Source organism: Mesorhizobium sp. PL10 (assembly GCF_053714315.1).
This window is the reverse complement of sequence record NZ_JBSKBR010000015.1, coordinates 83,277-103,913: the sequence shown is the minus strand read 5'-3', so window position 1 is coordinate 103,913 and position 20,637 is coordinate 83,277. Positions and strand designations below refer to the sequence as shown.

Below are 20,637 nucleotides of genomic sequence, written 5' to 3'. Positions count from 1 at the left end.
AAGGCCTTATCCCTCGTAATTGTCGCGCACCAGGCGATCGAGCAGCCTGACACCGAAACCCGAACCCCACGACTGGTTGATCTCGCTCGGCGGCGAGCCCATCGCGGTGCCGGCGATGTCGAGATGCGCCCACGGCGTTTCCTTGACGAAGCGCTGCAGGAACTGCGCGGCGATGATGGCGCCGCCATAACGGCCGCCGATGTTTTTCATGTCGGCGTTCTTGGAATCGATCAGCTTGTCGTATTCGGCGCCGAGCGGCATGCGCCACAGCCGCTCCTGCGTCGCCTGGCCGGCCACCGTCAACCTGTCCGACAGTTCGTCATTGTTTGAGAACAGGCCGGCATAGTGCTGGCCGAGCGCGACCATTACGGCGCCGGTCAGCGTCGCCAGATTGACCATGAATTTCGGCTGGAAGCGGTCGTTGCAATACCACAGCGCATCGGCCAGCACGAGGCGGCCTTCGGCATCGGTGTTGAGCACTTCGATGGTCTGGCCCGACATCGAGGTGACGATGTCGCCTGGGCGCTGGGCGTGGCCGTCAACGGCATTTTCCGCCAGCCCGATGACGCCGACAACATTGGCTTTGGCCTTGCGCGCGGCCAGCGCCTGGATGAGCCCGACGACGGCCGCGGCACCGCCCATGTCGCCCTTCATGTCTTCCATGCCGGAAGCCGGCTTCATCGAATTGCCGCCAGTGTCGAAGGTAACGCCCTTGCCGACGAAGGCGACCGGTGCGTCCTTCGCCTTGCCGCCCTTCCATTGCATGACGGCCATGCGGGCGCCGCGCGGCGAGCCCTGCGCGACACCGAGCAGCGAGCCCATGCCGAGCTTCTTCATTTCCTTCTCGGTGAGGATCTCTACCTCGACGCCGAGCGCTTCCAGTTCCTTGGCGCGGGCGGCGAATTCGACCGGGCCGAGCGCATTGGCGGGTTCGTTGACCAGGTCGCGCGCCAGGAGCACGCCGTCGATGACCGCCACTTCGTCGGTGAACGCCTTTTTCGCGGCGGCCGGATCCGCAGTGTGGATGGTCACCTTGATCGGCTTCTTCGGCTCGGCGTCTTCCTTGTCCTTCCTGGTTTTGTATTTGTCGAAGGAGTAGCTGCGCAGGATGATGCCGGCGGCAAGGTTCGCCGCTTGCCTGCCGCCAATTTTTGCGCCCGGTACATCGAGAATGACGGCCACTTCGGCCGCCTTGCGCAGGGATGCGGCAATGGTGCCGCCAAGCTTCAGCCAGGCAAAGTCATCGAGGCTGGAGAGTTTGCCGGTGCCGACCGCCAACAGCCGGTCGAGCGATGTTCCCTGCGGCGCCAGCACTTCGACCACACTGGCGAATTTTCCGGAAAAATCCGCCACCGGAAACGCCCGCGCCAGCGTTCCGTCCGGATCGCAAGCCTTTGCCGGCTCGCCAAGACCGCCATCATCGGCCGCCAGCACGAAGACGCTGCCCTTTTTGGGTGCGGCAAATTTGGCGAAGGCGATCAACGGTCTCAAAGTCATCAGGTCCTGCTTTCGGAAACGGCTCGGATTTTCAGGGAAGATGGTTTTCAGGGAAGATGCGCGACATTTGGTCGTTTTCCTTCATTTGGCAAGACTTTGCCGGAATCGGGCCCCATATGCGCTGTGGAATCGATGACGATTCGTCGCGGCACGGCCCCGCTTTCCTGCCGCAACCTGTTGTTAACCATCGATGTTCTCCCTTTCTTATCCATTGCCGCCGACACTCCGGCCCGCGGGACGGGCGATGTGGGACGGAAATCGGATCGATCCGCTGAGATGGAAAGGCTTTGCAGACCCAGTTGTACAGGCGCAGCCGGACGACTACCTTGTCTGCGGGCATGATGCCGTTCGGCAAATCGAGAAAAGCCTTACATGAAGGTCGTTGAACGCTACATCATGCGTCGCGCGCTGGCGGTGTTTCTCGCTGCGCTGATCTGGACGCTGGCCATTGTCTGGACGACGCAGGTGCTCGCCCGCATCGACCTCGTCACCGACAACGGTCAATCGGCGCTGACTTTCTTCGAGGTCGCGGCCCTGATCATCCCCTCCATCATCCCGATCGTGGTGCCGTTCGCCCTGGTGGTGGCGGTTGCCCAGACGCTCAGCGTCATGAACTCCGATTCGGAACTGGCCGTCATCAACGCCGCCGGCGCCTCGCGCTGGACGATTGTGCGGCCGGTCCTGCTGATCGCGCTGGCGGCCAGCGTCTTTTCCTTCGCTGTCGACAATGGCGTCGAACCCTATGCCAGGCAGAAGAACCGCCAGCTGATTGCATCCTCGCGCGCCGATCTCTTGTCGCTGATCATCCAGGAAGGCACGTTCCGCAAGATCGACGACGGGCTGTTCCTGCAGGTCGGCGAGCGGCTGCCGGACAACCGGCTTGGCGGCATCTTCGTCGCCGATTCGCGCGAGGAAGGCGCCAATCTGATCTATTATGCCAAGAGCGGCAGCATCGTCGAAAAGGGTGACGAGAAGGTGCTGATGATGAATGACGGCGTCATTCATCGTAAGTCGCTGACCGGCGACCTGTCGGTCATCCGCTTCACCTCCTACGCCTTCGATCTGTCCGCCTTCATGTCGGCGGCGAACGACATCCTGCTCCTGCCCAAGGACCGAACGACGCAGTACCTGCTCAACCCGGACCCCAACGACAAAATCTTCCAGCGCAGGCCCGGCGCCTACAAGGCCGAGCTCGACCAGCGCTTTTCCGAATGGTCATATTCGCTGGTGTTCGCGCTGATCGCTCTGGCCGTGGCAGGCGATGCGCGCTCGCACCGCGAGGCGCGTATCCATCCGCTGATCACAGCCATTGCCATTGCGCTGTTCGTGCGCTGGCTGGGCTTTTTTGCCGCCGGGAAAGCCGACAAGGTCCCGCAATATGCGTACATGGTCTATGGCGTGCCGATCGTCGCCTCGGCGGTCGCCATCTGGTTCATCGTCACCTCGCGCAGCATGGAACTGCCCGGCAGCTGGGCCGACTGGCTGACGAATTTCGCCGGCCGAGTCAGCGATGGCTGGACGGCGCTCAAGCTGCGTCTGAGCCGGCGCTACACATCCGGCCAGGGAGCCTGACGATGGGCTGGACCTTGGGCCGCTACTTTTTCTTTCGCTACGTGTCGATCACGATCTGGTTCTTTATCGGCCTTCTGGCGCTGGTGTTCCTGATCGACTTCACCGAACTGTCCGGCCGCATCACAGGCCTGCCGGGCTTCACCTACGGTACGGCGGTCGCCATCTCGGCGCTGAGGATGCCGATGATCATGCTGCAGACGGTTCCGTTTGTCGGCCTGTTTTCGGCGATGGCGACGCTGGTCTCGCTCAACCGCAAATACGAGCTGGTGATTGCGCGTTCGGCCGGCGTTTCGGCCTGGCAGTTCCTGTTGCCGTGCTGCATCGGTGCGTTGTTATTCGGCGCGCTGTCGGTCGGCGTGCTCAATCCGATCGCGGCGCACGGCTTTTCCTGGTCGGAGCAGATGGAAAACCAGCTGCGGTCCGGCAATTCGAACGCGGTGGCGGCCGATGCCACGCCGTGGATCCGCCAGAAAACCAGCTCCGGTGACACCATCATCGGCGCCCGCGCCATCCTCAACCAGGGCCTGGAGATGGCCGACGCGGTGTTCTTCGTTCTCGATCCGCAAGGCAATATCGTCGAGCGCAAGGACGCTGTGCGGGCTTTCCTGCGCGACGGCTACTGGGAATTGCAGGACGTCAAGGTGTTCAAGGACGGCAACATCCGCTCGGAAGCGACCGACCAGTTGCCGACCAACCTCAAGCCGGAGTTCGTGCAGGAACGGCTGGCGCGCCCCGAAACCATCCCGTTTTACGAGCTTCCCGGCAAGATTGAGGTTGCCCGCTCCTTCGGCCTCAAGGCAAATGCCTTCGCCATGCAGTTCGATTCGCTCGTGGCGTTACCGTTCCTGCTTGTGGCCATGACGCTGATTGCGGCAACAGTTTCAATGCGATTTGCGAGGATGGGGCAGTCGGCAACGATGATTCTGGGTGGCGTCCTCGCCGGCTTTCTGCTTTATGTCGTTTCGGTATTGGTTAAGGCATTCGGCGTGGCGGGATTCGTGCCCACACCCGTGGCTGCGTGGGTTCCGGTTGTCGTGGCTATGTTCTTTGGGGTGACATTCCTGCTATACAAGGAAGACGGCTAGTGAGGGACGTGGCTTTGCGCAGCCATAGGCAGGCCGGTTTGGCGCGCCTTTATTCGGCGAGCGCCTTGGCATGCCTGCTCGCTTGCGGTGTGCCGATGACTTCTGCGCTGGCGCAGGACGTCACCGACGTGGCAACGAAGGTTCCCTCCGGTACCCAGATGCTGTTGGCGGCCGACACGCTCGTCTATAACAACGACAACCAGACGGTCACCGCCATCGGCGGCGTCCAGATCGACTATGGCGGCAACAAGCTCGTCGCCCAGCGCGTCGTGTATGATCGCAACACCAAGCGGCTCGTCGCCAGCGGCAATGTCGAGATCGTCAACAGTGACGGCACCAAGATCAACTCACAGCACATCGATATTACCGACGATTTCGCCGACGGTTTCGTCAATGCGCTGCGCGTCGAAACACCCGAAAAGGCCTATTTCGCCGCCGAAAGCGCCGAGCGCATGGGCGGCGTGCTGACAACGTTCCACAATGGCGTCTATACGGCCTGCGAGCCTTGCGAGGACAAGCCGGACAAGGCGCCGACCTGGCGGGTCAAAGCCAGGAAGATCATCTGGAACGGCGAAAAGAAGACGGTTCGCTTCGAGAACGCGAATTTCGAATTCTTCGGCTTCCCGCTGGCCTATCTGCCGGCATTCGAGATCGCCGATCCGACGGTCAAGCGCAAAAGCGGCTTCCTGATCCCCAGCATTGCCTACAACACCGATCTGGGCGTCGGCGTAAAAGTCCCTTACTATTTCGCTTTGTCGCCGACCTACGACCTCACCGTCACCGGCAGCGGCTATACCAAGCAGGGTTTCCTCGGCGAGGCCGAGTGGCGCCAGCGCTTCAACAATGGCCAGTACACGCTGAAGATCGCCGGCATCCGTCAGGAGAATCCGGACGAATTCATCGACGATTTCGGGCACAACGTTAATTCGGGTGAACCGGGCGACCCCAACAAGTTCCGCGGCATGATGGGCACCAAAGGCCAGTTCGCCATCAATCCGCGCTGGGATTTCGGCTGGGACATACTGCTGCAGAGCGACAAGAATTTCTCGCGCACCTATACGATCGACGGCTACAACGATTACGTCCACCAATCCTCGGTCTACCTGACCGGCCTCAACGACCGCAATTATTTCGATGTGCGGGCCATGCGCTTCCAGGTTCAGGAAAACACCTTGGACAGCAACATTGCGGCGCGCAGCGACAAGCAGCCCTGGGTTCTGCCGTCGCTCGATTATGCCTACATTCCCGACATGTCGGTGGCCGGCGGCCAACTGTCGTTCAACGTCAATGCGCGGGTCATCCGCCGCGACGACCTCGACGAGGCCTACTTCACCCCCAATACGCCGGCATCGGGCGTCCAGCGTGTGCGTGGCATCGAGGGTGAATCCGGCCGCCTCACCACCGAGGCCGAGTGGAAGCGTACCTTCACCACCGACGGCGGATTGCAGCTGACGCCGCTTCTGGCCCTGCAGGGTGACGTCGACTACCTCAACGCTTCGTCGGCTTCCCTTGCCGAGATCAACAAGATGGCGACCGATCCCAGGATCAATGTCGACGACGACATGCGATCCTCGTTTGCCCGGTACATGGCAACCGCAGGACTTGAAATGCGCTGGCCGGTGCTGTTTTCGATGATCGGCTCCAGCCACATCGTCGAGCCGATGGCGCAAGTCTTCGTGCGCCCGAACGAGCAATATGTCGGCGGGCTCGCCGTTCCCAACGAGGATGCGCAGAGCTTCGTCTTTGACGCAACGACGCTGTTCGAGCGCGACAAGTTCTCCGGCTACGACCGCGTCGAAGGCGGGACCCGCGCCAATGTCGGGTTCCGCTACTCCGGCGCCTACGACAATGGCTGGGGCACAAACGCCATCTTCGGCCAATCCTACCAGCTGGGCGGCCGCAATTCGTTCGACTCCCCGGATCTGGTCAATGCGGGTGCCGATTCGGGATTGGAAACTGAGACCTCCGATTATGTCGGCCTCATCGGCTTCAGCAGCCCGAGCGGCTTCTCGGGTTCGTTCAGCGGCCGCTTCGACGAGCAGAGCTTCGAAGTTCGCCGTGCCGAGGTGAAGGCTGCCTATTCCGGCCTGCCGGTTTCGCTGAGCGCCAAATACGCCTTCATCCAGGCGCAGCCGCTCTACGGTTTCACCACCGATCGCCACGAAGTGACGCTCGGCGCCTCGACGCACCTGGCCGAAAACTGGCGCGTGTTCGGCACCGGCACCTACGACCTGCAGCAAAGTGTGCTGGTCAAGGACGGCGTCGGCTTTGCCTACAATGATTCCTGCTTCACCTATCTGATGACGTTCTCGGAATCGCGCGACCTCATCACCAAGGAAGTGTCGCAGAATGTCGGCTTCAACCTGTCGTTCCGCACGCTCGGCGATTTCGGTTCGTCACAAAGCTCGATCGACTCCATCCAGTAGAGCCGGCTGACGACATCGTTTTGCCGCATAAAGCGGGCACGGCATTCGCTCATCCAAAACCGGGCTAGAATTGGGATGCTTTCGATGAGGAAATACCTGTTTTCGGCAGGATTCACGCTCCTGATAGCGGCGACCTCGGCCTCGGTCACCCTGATGGCGCCGCCGGCCTTCGCCAGTGAAATCAAGTATGTCGTCAACAACATGCCGATTACCACCGGCGACATTGCGCACCGGGCTGCCTTCCTGAAGCTGCAGCGCAAGAAGGGAGATGCAGGCAAGGAAATGATCGACCAGGCCCTGCGCGTGGCCGAGGCCAAGCGCCTCGGCATCCGCATCACCGACGCCCAGGTCGAGGCCGCCTATCAGCGCTTTGCCTCGAACAACAAGATGCAGCTCAAGCAATTGGACGGCGTCATGACGCAGTCCGGCGTAACCAAGGAGCATTTCAAGGAATTCATCCGCGCCCAGATGGCGTGGAACCAGGCACTGAGCGCACGCTATAGCGGCGGCGGACAGGCGAGCGAACAGGACCTGGTCAAGCACATGCTCGAAAAAGGCGGCGCCAAGCCGAGCGCCACCGAGTACATGCTGCAGCAGGTGATCTTCGTGGTGCCGAAGGCCGAGCGCAGCGCCACACTCGCCAAGCGCAAGCGTGAGGCCGAGGCCATGCGGGCCCGCTTCAACGGCTGCGCCACCACGCGTGAATTCGCCAAGGGTCTTATCGACGTCACTGTTCGCGATCTCCCCCGGGTGCTGGCGCCGCAACTGCCGCCGGACTGGGCCGAACAGATCAAGGCCACCAAGCTGGGCGGTGCCACGGCCGTGCGCGAGACCGATCGCGGCATCGAATTCATCGGAATCTGCTCGTCACGCGAGGTTTCCGACGACAAGGCTGCCCAGATGGTGTTCCAGAGCGAAAGCACCGGCGACAAGAACGCCGACGAACTCTCGGCCAAATATGTCGAGGAGCTGAAGGCGAAAGCCAAGATCGTCACGCGCTGAAACCGGCCTGGCCGTGCGTGAGACAGAGCTTCCGCTGGCGCTGAGCGTCGGCGATCCGTCCGGCGTCGGACCGGAAATCGCCATTGCCGCCTGGCAGAGGGCACGCCGTTCCGGGGCAGCGCCCTTCTATCTTCTCGCCGATCCGGCGCTGATTGCCGCGCGGGCGCGGCGGCTCGGCGCCGAGGTGGCAATCGCGGAGACGCTGCCGGCGCAAGCAGCCGATACCTTTCAACACGCATTGCCCGTGGTACCGCTGGCGGCCCGCTTCACCGACGATCCCGGCCGGCCCGACCCGGCAAACGCCACCGGCATTATCGAGGCCATCGACCGCGCCGTCGCCGACTGCCTCGCCGGCCATGCGGCCGCGGTCGTCACCTGCCCGATCGCCAAGAAGCCGCTTTACGATGCCGGCTTCGGCTTTCCCGGCCACACCGAATATCTGGCGCATCTTGCCTCTCTCCACACCGGTGGCGTGGTGACGCCGGTGATGCTGCTGGCCGGCCCCGAATTGCGCACCGTTCCGGTCACCATCCACATCGCGCTGGCCGAGGTGCCGAAGGCGCTTACAACGGAGCTGATCGTTGCGACTTCGCGCATCACCGCTGCCGATCTTGCAAGCCGCTTCGGCATCGCCAGGCCGAGGCTCGCGCTTGCCGGCCTCAATCCGCATGCCGGCGAAAGCGGCGCCATGGGTACGGAGGATGAGCGCATCATCCGTCCGGCGGTCGACATCTTGCGCGCGCAAGGCATCGACGCTTTCGGACCGCTGCCAGCCGATACGATGTTTCATGCGCGCGCCCGCGCCGGCTACGACGTGGCGATCTGCATGTATCACGACCAGGCGTTGATCCCGGCCAAGGCGTTGGCCTTCGACGAGGCGGTCAACGTCACGCTTGGCCTGCCGTTCATCCGCACGTCGCCCGATCACGGCACTGCCTTCGACATCGCCGGCAAGGGCATCGCACGTCCCGACAGCCTGATCGCGGCGCTGGCGCTCGCCCACCGGCTGGCCGATACCGGCACAAGGGTCGCAGCCGCATGAGCATCGATGGGCTACCGCCGCTGCGCGAGGTGATCGAGCGTCATGGGCTGCAGGCGAAGAAGGCGCTTGGCCAGAATTTCCTGCTCGACCTCAATCTGACCGGCAAGATCGCGCGCGCCGCCGGCGACCTCTCCGACAGCATCGTGATCGAGGTCGGCCCCGGCCCCGGCGGGCTGACCCGGGCGCTGCTGCTTGCCGGTGCAAAGCGCGTCGTTGCCATCGAACGCGACGAACGCTGCCTGGCGGCGCTTGCCGAGGTCTCCAACCATTATCCGGGCCGGCTCGAAGTGATCAGCGGCGACGCGCTGAAGACGGATTTTGCCGCTCTTGCCAATGCCGCGTCGCAAGGCGGCGGTCCGGTGAGGATTGCCGCCAACCTGCCCTACAATATCGGCACCGAGCTTCTGATCCGCTGGCTGACCGTAGCGGACTGGCCGCCTGTCTATCAATCGATGACGCTGATGTTCCAGCGCGAAGTGGCCGAGCGCATCGTCGCCGGCGCCGGCAGCCATGCCTATGGCCGGCTCGGCGTTCTGGCCGGTTGGCGGACCGAAGCCAGGATCGTCTTCGACGTGCCGCCGCAAGCTTTCACGCCGCCGCCCAAGGTGACGTCCTCGGTGGTGAATCTGGTGCCGCGCGCCAGTCCGCTGGCGACGGACGTGAAAAAACTCGGCCGCGTCACCGAAGCCGCTTTCGGCCAGCGTCGAAAGATGCTGCGGCAGAGCGTGAAGAGCCTCGGCGGCGAAGCCTTGCTGATGCGTGCCGACATAGATCCGACAAGGCGCGCAGAGACGCTCAGCGTCGAGGAATTCGTGCGGCTGACGAACGCGGTGTAGCTTTCCTTCTCCCCGTGAACGGCGAGAAGGAGAAACCCTACTGCGTTTTCTCGTCCAGCAGCCCCGAGACGAAATCGAACAGTCCCGGCCGCCTATCCCGTCGCAGCCGCTCGGCAGTGACTATGCCGCGCACTTCGGCGAAGGCGCGGTCGAGATCGTCGTTGACGATGACGAAGTCATATTCCTTCCAGTGCTCGATCTCGTTGCGGGCGTTCTTCAGCCTGGTCTCGATCACCTGTTCCTGGTCCTCGGCGCGGCGCTTCAGCCGCGCCTTCAATTCCTTCATCGACGGCGGCAGGATGAAGATCGAGACAATGTCGGCGCGCATCTTCTCCTTGAGCTGCTGGGCGCCTTGCCAGTCGATGTCAAACAGCATGTCGCGCCCTTGCGCCAACGCCAGTTCGGCCGGCTCACGCGGTGTCGCATAGCAATTGCCATGCACCTCGGCCCATTCGAGCAGCGCGTCGGAATCGCGCAGCCGCTCGAATTCGCGCATGGTGCGGAAGTGGTAGTGGACGCCTTCGATCTCCGAGCCACGGCGTGGCCTGGTTGTGACCGAGACCGACAGTTCCAGGCTGCCATCGCTTTCCAGCAGGTTGCGCGCGATCGTCGACTTGCCCGCGCCGGACGGCGACGACAGGACCAACATCAGCCCGCGTCGGCGAATGCGCGACCCCAGATCCCTGGCAACCATCGGCTCCTTGGCACCCATTTTGGGTTACTCCAGATTCTGGACCTGTTCGCGAAACTGGTCGACCACCGCCTTGAGCTCCAGCCCGATGGCGGTGACAGTGGCGGCGTTCGACTTCGAGCACAGAGTATTCGATTCGCGGTTGAATTCCTGCGCCAGAAAATCGAGCTTGCGGCCGATGGCGCCGCCATTTGCCAACAGCACCCGGCCCGACGCCACATGTGTCTTCAGCCGGTCGATTTCTTCGCGGATGTCGGCCTTGGTGGCCAGGAACGCGGCTTCCATGTGCAGCCGGCCGGCATCGAGATTGGCCGACGCATCCATCAGCAGCCGCACCTGTTCGGCGATCCGCTCGCGGATTGCCGCCGGGTCGCGCGACGGGTCGGCCTCGGCCTTGAGCGTCAGCGCCTCGATGCCGTCGATGTGACCGGAAAGCAGGGAGCGTAGCGCTTCACCCTCGCTTTGGCGCGCCTGCTCGAGACCGGTAAGCGCCGTTTCGAGCGCTGACAGGATTGCCGCGTCGAGCGCTGCGCGCACCTCCTCGGTTTCACTGCTTTCAGGTATATCCAGCACGCCGCGCAGGGAAAGCAGACCGTCGGCGGTCGCCGGGGCAACACCGAACTGGTCCTGCAACCGCTTGGCCAACCCGGCCAGATCCCTGAGGAAGACTTCGTTGACCACCGGTTGTCCTTGCTGACCGGCGGCACGGCCGACGGTCAGGGTCGCCTGGAAATTGCCGCGCGCGAAGCGCTTCTGCAGCGTCTGCCGGACCGCCGGCTCGAGCCGCTCAAAGCCTTGCGGCAGCCGCAGCCTGACCTCGACGCTCTTGCCGTTGACCGACTTGACCTCCCAGGCGATCGAGGCGCCGTCGTGCTCGCCGACGGCGCGTGCAAATCCGGTCATGCTCTGCAAATTCATGATGCGGCTCGTGTCTTCCTGATGTTCCGATTCTGAAATCCTGCTGGCGTTCGATATCACGGGCAGCGCGAATGTCAGAATCGCAATACCGGCAAGGTGTTGATTTCCGCTGTCGTTTTGATCTCGCAGTGCGGAAATCTGCAGACGTCTCGGATCAGGGCCGAAGGCGCTTCGAAACGCGCCGCGCGTTCAAAGCAGTAGCGCGTCGCCTGTGTCTGCAGCGCGTAAGGTCAATCTGTCAAAAAGCGCCGATCTGCTACTGGGCGGCACCCGCATCGCCGCCGGTGTCCCCGCTGTCGCCGCCGGCATCGCCACTGGCGTCACCGCTGTCATCGCCATCTGCCGGCGCATCGGTCTGGCCTGGGGTCTTGGCGCCCTTTGCGGCGTCTTCGACCTGCTTTTTCTGCAGCGCCCGATAGCGGGCAACGTTCTCATTGTGCTCGGCAAGCGTCGTGGCAAAGACATGGCCGCCGGTGCCGTCAGCGACGAAGTAGAGATCGTCGGTCTTCGACGGGTTGGCGACGGCTTCGAGTGCGGCGCGGCCGGGATTGGCGATCGGCGTCGGCGGCAGGCCGTTGATCAGATAGGTGTTGTAAGGCGTCTGCTTTTCGATGTCCGACTGGTAGATCGGCCGGTCGGCGGGTTTGCCCTTGCCACCGAACAGGCCGTAAATGATGGTCGGATCCGATTGCAGCCGCATGCCCTTGGCCAGACGGTTGAGGAAGACGGCGGCAACGCGCGAGCGCTCGTCGCCCCGGCCGGTTTCCTTTTCGACGATCGAGGCCAAGGTGACGAAGTCGTCGACATTGGCCAGAGGCAGGTCGGGCGCGCGCCGCTGCCAGACCTCGTCGACCAGCTTCTTCTGGTCGGCGAGCAGCTTGTCGACCATCTGCTGGCGCGTGGCGCCGCGGGTAAAGCGCAACGTATCGGTGGCAAGGCTTCCCTCGGCCGGCTTGGTTGCCGGCATGTCCCCGGTCAGCGCATCCTGCTCGGCAACGCGCTGCAGCGCCTGCTCGACCGTCAGCCCCTCGGGAATGGTCAGCGAATACATCACCGACTTGCCGCTCTTCAGAAGCTCCATGATATCGCGCATGGAGGCGCGCGGCTTGACCTCGTATTCGCCGGCCTTCAGCGCCGAGTCATTGCCATAGACGCGCACGCCGATGCGGAAGATGCGGGCGTCGCTGATCAACCCACGCCGTTCGAGCTGGTCGGCGATATCCTGGACGCCGGTGCTGGGCTTGACCAGAAAGGTGTCGCCAGCGACCGATGGGCCCGGTTCGTTGAAGGCCTGCTTGCCGAAATAGAGCGAAACGCCGGCGGCGAGGATCATCAACATCACCGCGGAGATGACGAAGTTCATGAACACGACGACCTGGCTGCGCGAGGCGCGAGAGCGCTTCGGCGGCGGTGTGCCTGCTTCAGGCCGCAAGGCCTCGGCCGCAGTCTTCGGCACGATCGGGCCGGTCTTCTGGTTTTGTCCGAATTGTCCGCTGCCGCCCGGATTGGTGTTCATAAGCGCCCTACCATCTGATCTCTTAGAGCGACCATGCGTCCGGTTGGACGCACAGCGTGCCCTAACATTTCAAGCCTACGCATCGTGCTTCTAAAAAAGCGCCTTCGGTTTCAGGCCGATGCGTCGAATCCCCAGCGGCAGAGTAGGCTCGAATATGGCAAAATTGACGACAGACCGCTGGCGCGCCGGTCGATAACGCAATCAGCCGATATAACGCTGGAAGACCAGCGAAGCGTTGGTGCCGCCAAAGCCGAAGGAGTTGGACAATGCCACGTCGATCTGGCGGGGCCGTGGCGTGTTTGCCACCAGATCGATCGCGGTTTCGCGTTCCGGGTTGTCTAGATTGATGGTGGCGGGCGCGATGTTGTCGCGGATGGCGAGGATCGAGAAGATCGCCTCAGCGGCCCCCGCTGCCCCCAGGAGATGGCCGATCGACGACTTGGTCGACGACATCGAGATCTTCGAGGCGGCATTGCCGACCAGCCGCTCGACGGCGCCGAGCTCGATCGTATCAGCCATGGTCGAGGTGCCGTGCGCATTGATGTAGTCGATGTCGGCAGGCGTCAGCTTGGCCCGGTTCAGCGCCGCCGTCATGCAGCGGAAGGCGCCGTCGCCGTCTTCGGCAGGCGCGGTGATGTGATAGGCATCGCCGGTCAGGCCATAGCCGGTGACCTCGGCGTAGATCTTTGCGCCACGCGCCTTGGCGTGTTCGAGTTCTTCCAGCACGACGACGCCGGCGCCCTCGCCCATGACGAAGCCGTCACGGTCGCGGTCATAGGGACGCGAGGCCTTTTCAGGCGTGTCGTTGCGGTCGGTGGACAATGCCCGGCAAGCGGCGAAGCCGGCAAGCGAGAGCCTGGTCACCGGCGCTTCCGCGCCGCCGGCCAGCATCACGTCGGCATCGCCGAAGATGATCAGCCGGGCGGCATCGCCGATGGCGTGCGCGCCGGTCGAGCAGGCGGTGACGACGGCGTGGTTAGGGCCTTTCAGCCCGTGCCTTATCGACACCTGGCCAGACACCAGATTGATTATGTTTCCGGGAATGAAGAACGGGCTGATGCGGCGCGGGCCGCGCTCGTGCAGGATCAGCGCATTCTCGGCTATGCCCTCGAGGCCGCCAATGCCGGAGCCGATCATGACGCCGGTGGCGCAACGCTCGGCTTCGGTGCCGGGCTCCCAGCCGGAATCCTTCAGCGCTTCGTCGGCGGCCGCAATCCCGTAAAGGATGAAGTCGCCGATCTTGCGCAGTTCCTTGGGCTCAAGCACGGCTTCGGGATTAAGCGTGCCGTTGGTGCCGTCACCGCGGGGAATGACGTGGGCGATCTTGCAGGCAAGATCTTCCACTTCAAACTCGGTGACGCGCTTGGCAGCGCTGCGGCCGGTCAGAAGTTCCTTCCAGCTGTGCTCGAAGCCCATGCCGAATGGCGAAACCAGGCCAAGGCCCGTGACGACGACACGCCTCATCGCAGGTCCTCCCCGGTGATGACTGCGGATAGCCTCAGGCCGAAGCCTTGTCGATGTACTTCACGGCATCGCCGACGGTCAGGATGGTCTCGGCCGCATCGTCCGGAATCTCGACGCCGAACTCTTCTTCGAACGCCATGACGAGTTCGACCGTGTCGAGGCTGTCCGCGCCCAGATCATCGATGAAGCTCGCCTGCTCCGTCACCTTGTCGGCATCGACGCCAAGATGTTCGATGACGATCTTCTTGACGCGCTCTGCGGTGTCACTCATTTGGGGCATCCTCGTCTTTTGTTTGTCTGTCTTCGTTAGCGGGCAGAATGCCGCTAATCAAGTTGAAAGATGGTCCTGCCGGAAACGCAATGGTGCCGGACCGGTTTTTGCCCGAACCGCCGGGTTGCGGGCCGCATTACACGAAAATTGGCTAAGGTCCAAGGCGAAATGGTCTCTTTTCACAAGCCGGCCGTGTCTTCTTATAACCGGCCATATCCCGTCAAATCATCGCCATGCCACCGTTGACGTGGATGGTCTGGCCGGTGACGTAGGCGGCTTCGTTGGAGGCGAGATAGGCGACGGCAGACGCCACTTCAACACTGGTGCCCATGCGGCGCGTCGGGATCGCGGCCATGATCGCATCTTTCTGCTTGTCGTTGAGCTTGTCGGTCATGGCCGATTCGATGAAGCCCGGGGCGACGCAGTTGACGGTGATGTTGCGGGTGGCGATCTCCTGCGCCAGCGACTTGGAAAAGCCGATCATGCCGGCCTTGGAGGCGCAGTAATTGGTCTGGCCGGGATTGCCGGTGACGCCGACAACCGAGGTGATGTTGATGATGCGGCCATGGCGGCGGCGCATCATCGGATGGGTGAGTTCACGGGTCAGCCGGAACACGGCGGTCAGGTTGACCTCAAGCACGCTGTCCCAATCGGCATCCGACATGCGCACGAACAGGCCGTCCTTGGTGATGCCGGCATTGTTGACCAGGATATCGACGCCTTCGAGCTCGGCTTCCGCCTTCTGGCCAAGTGCCTTGACCGCGTCACGGTTTGTCAGGTCGGCGGGGAACAGTTTTACACGGTCGCCAAGCTCGCCGGCCAGAGCCTCAAGCTTCTCGACGCGGGTGCCGTGCAGGCCGACAATGGCACCTTGCGCATGCAGCACCCGGGCAATCGCTTCGCCAATGCCCCCTGATGCGCCGGTGACGAGCGCCTTGCGGCCGGTCAGTTCAAACATTGTTATCTCCTGATCTCAGAGCGCACCCTTTGCACAGGTGCCGCCAAATCGCCAGCCTGTCAGCCCAATGTCGCCAGCGCCGCTTCGACATCGGCCGGCGTGCCTATGGCCGATGTGGCGATGTCGCGGTTGATACGCCGCGCCAGGCCAGACAGCACCTTGCCGGCGCCGATCTCGTAAAGGGTTGCGACGCCGTTAGCGCCAAACCACTCAACCGTTTCGCGCCAGCGCACGCGGCCGGTGATCTGCTCGACCAGGCGGCGCGCGATCTCGTCGGGCTCGCTGGTCGGGGTCACGGTGACGTTGGAGACGACGGGCACCACCGGTGCATTCCTGGTCACCCCAGCCAGCGCCTCGCGCATGACATTGGCCGCCGGCGCCATCAGCGCCGAATGGAAGGGCGCGGAGACCTGCAGCATCAGCGCCCGCTTGGCACCCTTTTCGGTGCACAGTTTCGCGGCGAGTTCCACCGCTGCCTTCGCACCGGAGATCACCAGCTGCCCACCGCCATTGTCGTTGGCGATCTGGCAGACCTTGCCGGACCCGGCTGCGGCTTCAGTACAAGCGGCTTCGACATCGGGCTGTTCCAGGCCGATAATTGCCGCCATGGCGCCCTCGCCGGCCGGCACCGCCGCCTGCATGGCATTGCCGCGAATGCGCAGCAGCCGGGCCGCATCGGCGACCGAGACGAAGCCGGCGGCCGCAAGGGCCGAGTACTCGCCGAGCGAATGGCCGGCGACGTAGGCAACCTTGTCCTTCAACGAAAAGCCGCGCGCTTCAAGAGCCCGCACCGCCGCCAGCGACACGGCCATCAGCGCCGGCTGGGCATTGGCGGTCAGGGTCAGCGTCTCTTCCGGGCCTTCCCAGATCAGTTTCGACAGCTTTTCACCCAGCGCATCATCGACTTCCTCGAAGACCCTGCGCGCCTCGGGGAAGGCGTCGGCGAGGTCCCTGCCCATGCCGACAGCCTGGCTGCCCTGTCCCGGAAAGGTGAATGCAACGGCCATTTGGGCTCTCTCCAGCGGCTGATTTTTCCCTGCCTGTGACGCAAGGCGGACCGCCAAGTCAAGCCCGTTGGCGGCATTTCGGCCGTTGGTCGAGACGGAAGCCAGCCCCCGAGTCCCTGTTCCGACAGGCTTTTTGCCGATCACTCCTGATGAAAACCGCTCACGAATCGTTTGCTGGCTCTTCTTATTTCCGCCACAGGCGCTAGCATTTGGATGACAGTTCTATGACAGAACGGTGACGCGAGTGGAAAAACGCGTTGCTTGGGCCGGGGGAAAAGACGTGGCAAGGATCAGGAAGGGCGCGGCCGTACCCGCGCCACAGTTCTTGGAAGACGATCCGTCCACCGGCTACCTGCCGGGGCGCAGATGGCCTGTCATCCGCTACGGTCTGGCCACTCTGCTTGCCTCCGCCGTCCTGGTGTTCGCCATCGAATGGATCGTACGCGGCGATTTCTTCGGCACGGTCGACTTCTTCCTGCAGCCCTTCAAGCCGGGCTGGACCACCATCATCGTCTTTGCGCTGGTGCTGATCGGACTGGACGCCGTGCTCGGCCGCAGCCACCAGAGCCTGATGATCGTGGCGCCGCTGACGCTGGCGCTGGCCTTTGTCGGGCACCAGAAGTCGCATTATCTCGGCGATCCGCTCTACCCGACCGATTTCCTCTATTCGCGCCAGATCATGGCATTGATGCCGCTGCTGGTGCGCGAGCGCCCCTGGACGGCGCTCGCCATGGCGGTCGGCATCGTCGCCGGACTGTCGTTGCTGATCTATGGCTGGCGGCTATGGCGCCGCAAAGTGCCGATCCTCAGCCGCAAGGGGCGGCTGGCGCGGTTGACGCTGGCAGTGCCGCTGCTCGCCTTCTTCGTCTCGATCATGGACTACGCCACCTTCTCGTGGACCCGCGACCGGCTGCAGATCATCCCGATCATGTGGGACCAGAAGGAGAACTACGCCTCCAACGGCTTTGCCCTGGCTTTCGCGCTCAACGTGCCGATGGCGCATGTCTCCGCACCGGCCGGTTACTCCGACAAGGCAATCGACGCGATAGACAGGCCGGATGTGACAGCCTCGGTGCCGGATGAGAAACCCGACATCATCATCGTCATGAGCGAATCCTTCTGGGATCCGACCAAGCTGCCCGGCGTCACCATCACGCCCGACCCCATCCCCAATGTGCGGGCTTTGCGCTCGGGCTATATGTTCTCGCCGGAATTCGGCGGCATGACCGCCAACATCGAATTCGAGGCGCTGACGGGCTTTTCCAATGCCTTCCTGCCGGCGGGCTCGATCCCCTATCAGCAATATGTGCGCACGCCGACGCCGTCGCTCGCGACCTTCCTGAAAAGCGAAGGCTACCGCGCGCGCGCCATCCATCCCGGCACCAACTGGTTCTGGAACCGGGGCGCGGTCTATGCCGATTTCGGCTTCAACGATTTCCGCTCGGAAGAGACGCTGCCGCCGTTGCAAAAGCGCGGGCCGCTGGCCTCCGACGCGGCAATGACCGACGAGATCATCGCAGAGGCCGACGCCAGCGAAGATCCGGTGTTCTTCTTCGCCGTCAGCCTGCAGAACCACGGCCCCTACGAGCCGTACCGCTATTACAATCCGACCCACAAGGTCGCGGCACCGATCAGCACATGGGCGCGGGAATCGCTGCTCAGCTATGCCGAGGGTTCGGCCGATGCCGACCGTGGCCTCGAGCGGCTGATCGAATGGGCGAAGAAGCGCGAGCGGCCGACGGTCATCGCCTTCTTCGGCGACCATCTGCCGCCGCTCGGCCCCGTCTATGTCGAGACCGGCTTCCTGAAAGACAATGTCGCGCCTCGCAGGGAGGCTACGCCGGAGGCCGCACTGGAGCACCACCAGACGCCGCTGATCATCTGGTCGAACCGCACCGGTCCGGCGCAGGACATGGGCGCAGTCAGCCCGGCCTTCCTGCCCTACCACATCCTGACGACGGCCGGGATCACGCACCCTTACTACACCGGGTTCCTCGGCGCGCTGCGCGAACGCTATCGCGTCGTCGACCGCAACCTTCTGCTGACGCCGTCAGGCGAAGCGACGCCCGACTGGGCGCGGCAGAAGGACACCGATCCGGCGATCAACGATTTCCGCCTGATCCAGTACGACATGATGTTCGGCAAGCGTAAGGCCGCGCCCGACTTCTTCCCCGAAACGGTGGACAAGGTCGTCGCCCATACAAGTTGAATAGACGGGGCGAGCTGACCGGACGCTCAATTGCCGCCTTCCCAGCGGTTCAACACGTCCCATTCTCCGGCCCTGTAGCCATGCTGTCCGTGTCATCCCCAGCCTCCATTGGCTGGCGATAAAAACCGGACAACTCACGTGCTACCAAATCCGGACAACTCATCTGCCTACGACACCGCCGGTGCCCTGCCCTTGCCTTCCAGCCAAATTGCTGTATAGACGCCCGCAATCTGCCGGTCCTTGCTGGGGGCTGAACGGAGGGCCGGAGGTTTTACCCAAAACCTTCGTGTGAAGCCAGAAGCGCTTCCGCCTCCCGTGTCTCCGCTCTCGACCGTCTCGAAATGCTCCTTTCTTCCCCGCCCCTTTTGGGACCAACGGGTCAGAGAAGTTGCAGAGGCTTTTGCCGCGAGGATCCGGGAGAGAAAAGAAGAAAGGCACTGAACCACTATGGCTCTATACGAACATGTGTTCCTTGCCCGGCAGGACCTCTCGCAGCAGCAGGTCGATGCGCTTGTCGAACAGTACAAGGGCGTCATCTCCGCAAACGGCGGGTCCGTCGGCCGGGTCGAGAACTGGGGACTGAAGTCCCTCACCTACCGGGTCAACAAGAACCGGAAGGCTTACTACACGCTTATGGACCTCACCTGCCCGCCGGCGGCGCTCAACGAGATGGAGCGCCAGATGGGTCTGTCCGAAGACGTGCTGCGTTTCCTGACCGTCAAGGTCGAGGCGCATGAGGAAGGCCCGTCGGCCATGATGCAGAAGCGCGAAGAGCGCTCGGAACGCGGCGGCTTCGGCGACCGCGACCGTGGCGATCGTGGTCCGCGCTCGTTCGGCGACCGTGATCGCGGCGACCGTGGCGATCGTCCGCCGCGCTCATTTGGCGACGCCGGTGGCGATCGTGGTCCGCGCCGTCCGCGCGAAGGCGTTGAAGGGGGTGCAGAATAATGGTCGACATCAATCAGATCCCGACCCGGCGCCCGTTCCATCGCCGCCGCAAGACCTGCCCGTTCTCCGGCGCCAACGCGCCCAAGATCGACTACAAGGACGTGCGTCTCCTGCAGCGCTACATCTCCGAACGCGGCAAGATCGTGCCGTCGCGCATCACCGCCGTCAGCCAGAAGAAGCAGCGCGAACTCGCCAAGGCGATCAAGCGCGCCCGCTTCCTCGGCCTGCTGCCCTACGTGGTTCGCTAAGACTTCGAGCAGGCGGTTCGCCGCCTGCTCTCTCTTCTCCCACGGCGACGGGCGCCGCAGGGATAACCTTGATGATGCATGTCGTTGTCCCAAAACCGGGACCACTTTTGGGCGACATGCATTGAAATCCCGAGTTGAGGTGAAAAGCCTCTAACTGCCGCGACAGGCAGGACAGCGACACCGGCGCCATGGCGCCCGAGCTTCCTGACCTGTTCCATTCAATTCGGCGCCGATCCCGCGGTTGGTGCCCAGACGAAGGAACAAGACCATGCAAGTTATTCTTCTCGAACGCGTTTCCCGCCTCGGCCAGATGGGCGATACCGTCAAGGTCAAGGACGGCTTTGCCCGCAACTTCCTCTTGCCGCAGGGCAAGGCGCTGCGCGCCAACGAGGCCAACAAGAAGAAGTTCGAGGGCCAGCGCGCCCAGCTCGAAGCTCGTAACCTCGAGCGCAAGTCGGAAGCCTCTCAGGTTGCCGAAAAGCTCGACGGCAAGAGCTTCATCGCCGTGCGTTCGGCCGGCGAGACCGGCCAGCTCTACGGTTCGGTGTCGACCCGCGATATCGCCGACCTGCTGACGGCTGAAGGTTTCTCGGTCAACCGCAACCAGATCCAGCTCAACCAGCCGATCAAGACCATCGGTGTCACCAATGTGGCGATCGCGCTGCATCCGGAAGTCGAGGTCACCATCAGCCTCAACATCGCCCGCACGGCCGAGGAAGCCGAGCGTCAGGCCAAGGGCGAGACGCTGACCACCGCCGAAGCCATCTATGGCGACGACATCAACGACAATGCGCGGCCGGAGAACTTCTTCGACCCGAACACCGAGTTCGAAGGCGGCGAAGACAACGCTTGATCGCCTAACGACAAGCGAGGGGAGCGGCGCTCCCGATCACATTGTCGTCATCCAGCCTTTGTGGACCAATGCCCGGGCGTCTCGCCCGGGCATT

18 protein-coding genes are annotated in these 20,637 nt (G+C 63.2%); 10 read left to right on the top strand and 8 right to left on the bottom strand.

What is annotated here, in order from left to right:
* Positions 1–6: 6 nt before the first annotated feature.
* Entirely contained in the window at positions 7–1,497 is a 1,491-nt protein-coding gene (locus ACWGTO_RS23120; protein ID WP_454577111.1) for a leucyl aminopeptidase, read from the bottom strand.
* 372 nt (positions 1,498–1,869) lie between these two features.
* Here ACWGTO_RS23120 and lptF point away from each other — a divergent pair, with 372 nt between their 5' ends.
* The 6 genes from lptF (at position 1,870) to rsmA (ending at position 9,460) form a co-directional block, all read left to right on the top strand.
* On the top strand, positions 1,870–3,069 hold the full coding sequence (gene lptF / locus ACWGTO_RS23115) for an LPS export ABC transporter permease LptF (protein ID WP_454577110.1): 1,200 nt from the start codon (positions 1,870–1,872) through the stop codon (positions 3,067–3,069).
* A gap of 2 nt (positions 3,070–3,071) precedes the next feature.
* Positions 3,072–4,154: an LPS export ABC transporter permease LptG gene (lptG, locus tag ACWGTO_RS23110; RefSeq protein ID WP_454577109.1), complete on the top strand. Its 1,083-nt coding sequence runs from the start codon at positions 3,072–3,074 to the stop codon at positions 4,152–4,154.
* Positions 4,155–4,249: 95 nt separating this feature from the next.
* Positions 4,250–6,580, top strand: a complete 2,331-nt coding sequence (locus ACWGTO_RS23105) for an LPS-assembly protein LptD (RefSeq protein WP_454577108.1) — start codon at positions 4,250–4,252, stop codon at positions 6,578–6,580.
* 75 nt (positions 6,581–6,655) lie between these two features.
* Positions 6,656–7,582: a peptidylprolyl isomerase gene (locus ACWGTO_RS23100; RefSeq protein ID WP_454577107.1), complete on the top strand. Its 927-nt coding sequence runs from the start codon at positions 6,656–6,658 to the stop codon at positions 7,580–7,582.
* A 13-nt stretch (positions 7,583–7,595) separates the two neighbouring features.
* Positions 7,596–8,624 carry a 4-hydroxythreonine-4-phosphate dehydrogenase PdxA gene (gene pdxA / locus ACWGTO_RS23095; RefSeq protein ID WP_454577106.1) on the top strand — a complete coding sequence of 343 codons (1,029 nt, stop codon included), beginning with the start codon at positions 7,596–7,598 and terminating at the stop codon, positions 8,622–8,624.
* Positions 8,621–9,460 (top strand): 16S rRNA (adenine(1518)-N(6)/adenine(1519)-N(6))-dimethyltransferase RsmA, encoded by an 840-nt coding sequence (rsmA, locus tag ACWGTO_RS23090; RefSeq protein WP_454577105.1) that lies wholly within the window; start codon positions 8,621–8,623, stop codon positions 9,458–9,460. The genes pdxA and rsmA overlap by 4 nt, the downstream gene beginning before the upstream one ends.
* Before the next feature lie 37 nt (positions 9,461–9,497).
* Here the strand turns inward: rsmA and gmk are convergent, their stop codons facing one another.
* From gmk to fabD, 7 genes are all read right to left on the bottom strand, one after another.
* Complete coding sequence (gmk, locus tag ACWGTO_RS23085; RefSeq protein WP_454577104.1) at positions 9,498–10,172, bottom strand: guanylate kinase; 675 nt, start codon at positions 10,170–10,172, stop codon at positions 9,498–9,500.
* 6 nt (positions 10,173–10,178) lie between these two features.
* The gene (locus ACWGTO_RS23080; protein ID WP_454577103.1) at positions 10,179–11,069 is read right to left on the bottom strand and encodes a YicC/YloC family endoribonuclease; all 891 of its coding nucleotides are present in this window, start codon (positions 11,067–11,069) and stop codon (positions 10,179–10,181) included.
* Between the two features lie 256 nt (positions 11,070–11,325).
* The gene (mltG, locus tag ACWGTO_RS23075) at positions 11,326–12,585 is read right to left on the bottom strand and encodes an endolytic transglycosylase MltG (RefSeq protein ID WP_454577102.1); all 1,260 of its coding nucleotides are present in this window, start codon (positions 12,583–12,585) and stop codon (positions 11,326–11,328) included.
* Positions 12,586–12,786: 201 nt separating this feature from the next.
* The gene (gene fabF / locus ACWGTO_RS23070; RefSeq protein WP_454577101.1) at positions 12,787–14,049 is read right to left on the bottom strand and encodes a beta-ketoacyl-ACP synthase II; all 1,263 of its coding nucleotides are present in this window, start codon (positions 14,047–14,049) and stop codon (positions 12,787–12,789) included.
* Between the two features lie 34 nt (positions 14,050–14,083).
* A complete protein-coding gene (locus ACWGTO_RS23065; RefSeq protein WP_006203723.1) occupies positions 14,084–14,320 on the bottom strand; it encodes an acyl carrier protein in 237 nt (78 codons plus the stop codon).
* Positions 14,321–14,540: 220 nt separating this feature from the next.
* Positions 14,541–15,278, bottom strand: a complete 738-nt coding sequence (gene fabG / locus ACWGTO_RS23060) for a 3-oxoacyl-[acyl-carrier-protein] reductase (RefSeq protein ID WP_454577100.1) — start codon at positions 15,276–15,278, stop codon at positions 14,541–14,543.
* A gap of 59 nt (positions 15,279–15,337) precedes the next feature.
* Positions 15,338–16,285, bottom strand: coding sequence for an ACP S-malonyltransferase (fabD, locus tag ACWGTO_RS23055; RefSeq protein WP_454577099.1), 948 nt, complete (start codon positions 16,283–16,285; stop codon positions 15,338–15,340).
* A 280-nt stretch (positions 16,286–16,565) separates the two neighbouring features.
* Here fabD and ACWGTO_RS23050 point away from each other — a divergent pair, with 280 nt between their 5' ends.
* The 4 genes from ACWGTO_RS23050 to rplI all read left to right on the top strand — a co-directional run bounded on the left by ACWGTO_RS23050 (position 16,566) and on the right by rplI (position 20,543).
* Positions 16,566–18,494 carry an LTA synthase family protein gene (locus ACWGTO_RS23050; RefSeq protein WP_454577098.1) on the top strand — a complete coding sequence of 643 codons (1,929 nt, stop codon included), beginning with the start codon at positions 16,566–16,568 and terminating at the stop codon, positions 18,492–18,494.
* A 447-nt stretch (positions 18,495–18,941) separates the two neighbouring features.
* Positions 18,942–19,442, top strand: a complete 501-nt coding sequence (gene rpsF, locus ACWGTO_RS23045) for a 30S ribosomal protein S6 (protein ID WP_112560792.1) — start codon at positions 18,942–18,944, stop codon at positions 19,440–19,442.
* Positions 19,442–19,690, top strand: a complete 249-nt coding sequence (gene rpsR / locus ACWGTO_RS23040) for a 30S ribosomal protein S18 (protein WP_006203718.1) — start codon at positions 19,442–19,444, stop codon at positions 19,688–19,690. Before rpsF ends, rpsR begins: the two co-directional genes overlap by 1 nt.
* A 268-nt stretch (positions 19,691–19,958) precedes the next feature.
* Positions 19,959–20,543: a 50S ribosomal protein L9 gene (gene rplI, locus ACWGTO_RS23035; RefSeq protein ID WP_181059027.1), complete on the top strand. Its 585-nt coding sequence runs from the start codon at positions 19,959–19,961 to the stop codon at positions 20,541–20,543.
* Positions 20,544–20,637 lie beyond the last annotated feature (94 nt).

Excerpts from the sequence above, each read along its gene's own strand:
- ACWGTO_RS23120 (WP_454577111.1), bottom strand. The coding sequence starts at position 1,497 with ATGACTTTGAGACCGTTGATCGCCTTCGCCAAATTTGCCGCACCCAAA.
- lptF (WP_454577110.1), top strand. The coding sequence starts at position 1,870 with ATGAAGGTCGTTGAACGCTACATCATGCGTCGCGCGCTGGCGGTGTTT.
- lptG (WP_454577109.1), top strand. The coding sequence starts at position 3,072 with ATGGGCTGGACCTTGGGCCGCTACTTTTTCTTTCGCTACGTGTCGATC.
- ACWGTO_RS23105 (WP_454577108.1), top strand. The coding sequence starts at position 4,250 with ATGACTTCTGCGCTGGCGCAGGACGTCACCGACGTGGCAACGAAGGTT.
- ACWGTO_RS23100 (WP_454577107.1), top strand. The coding sequence starts at position 6,656 with ATGCTTTCGATGAGGAAATACCTGTTTTCGGCAGGATTCACGCTCCTG.
- rsmA (WP_454577105.1), top strand. The coding sequence starts at position 8,621 with ATGAGCATCGATGGGCTACCGCCGCTGCGCGAGGTGATCGAGCGTCAT.
- gmk (WP_454577104.1), bottom strand. The coding sequence starts at position 10,172 with ATGGGTGCCAAGGAGCCGATGGTTGCCAGGGATCTGGGGTCGCGCATT.
- ACWGTO_RS23080 (WP_454577103.1), bottom strand. The coding sequence starts at position 11,069 with ATGAATTTGCAGAGCATGACCGGATTTGCACGCGCCGTCGGCGAGCAC.
- mltG (WP_454577102.1), bottom strand. The coding sequence starts at position 12,585 with ATGAACACCAATCCGGGCGGCAGCGGACAATTCGGACAAAACCAGAAG.
- fabF (WP_454577101.1), bottom strand. The coding sequence starts at position 14,049 with ATGAGGCGTGTCGTCGTCACGGGCCTTGGCCTGGTTTCGCCATTCGGC.
- ACWGTO_RS23065 (WP_006203723.1), bottom strand. The coding sequence starts at position 14,320 with ATGAGTGACACCGCAGAGCGCGTCAAGAAGATCGTCATCGAACATCTT.
- fabG (WP_454577100.1), bottom strand. The coding sequence starts at position 15,278 with ATGTTTGAACTGACCGGCCGCAAGGCGCTCGTCACCGGCGCATCAGGG.
- fabD (WP_454577099.1), bottom strand. The coding sequence starts at position 16,285 with ATGGCCGTTGCATTCACCTTTCCGGGACAGGGCAGCCAGGCTGTCGGC.
- rpsF (WP_112560792.1), top strand. The coding sequence starts at position 18,942 with ATGGCTCTATACGAACATGTGTTCCTTGCCCGGCAGGACCTCTCGCAG.
- rpsR (WP_006203718.1), top strand. The coding sequence starts at position 19,442 with ATGGTCGACATCAATCAGATCCCGACCCGGCGCCCGTTCCATCGCCGC.
- rplI (WP_181059027.1), top strand. The coding sequence starts at position 19,959 with ATGCAAGTTATTCTTCTCGAACGCGTTTCCCGCCTCGGCCAGATGGGC.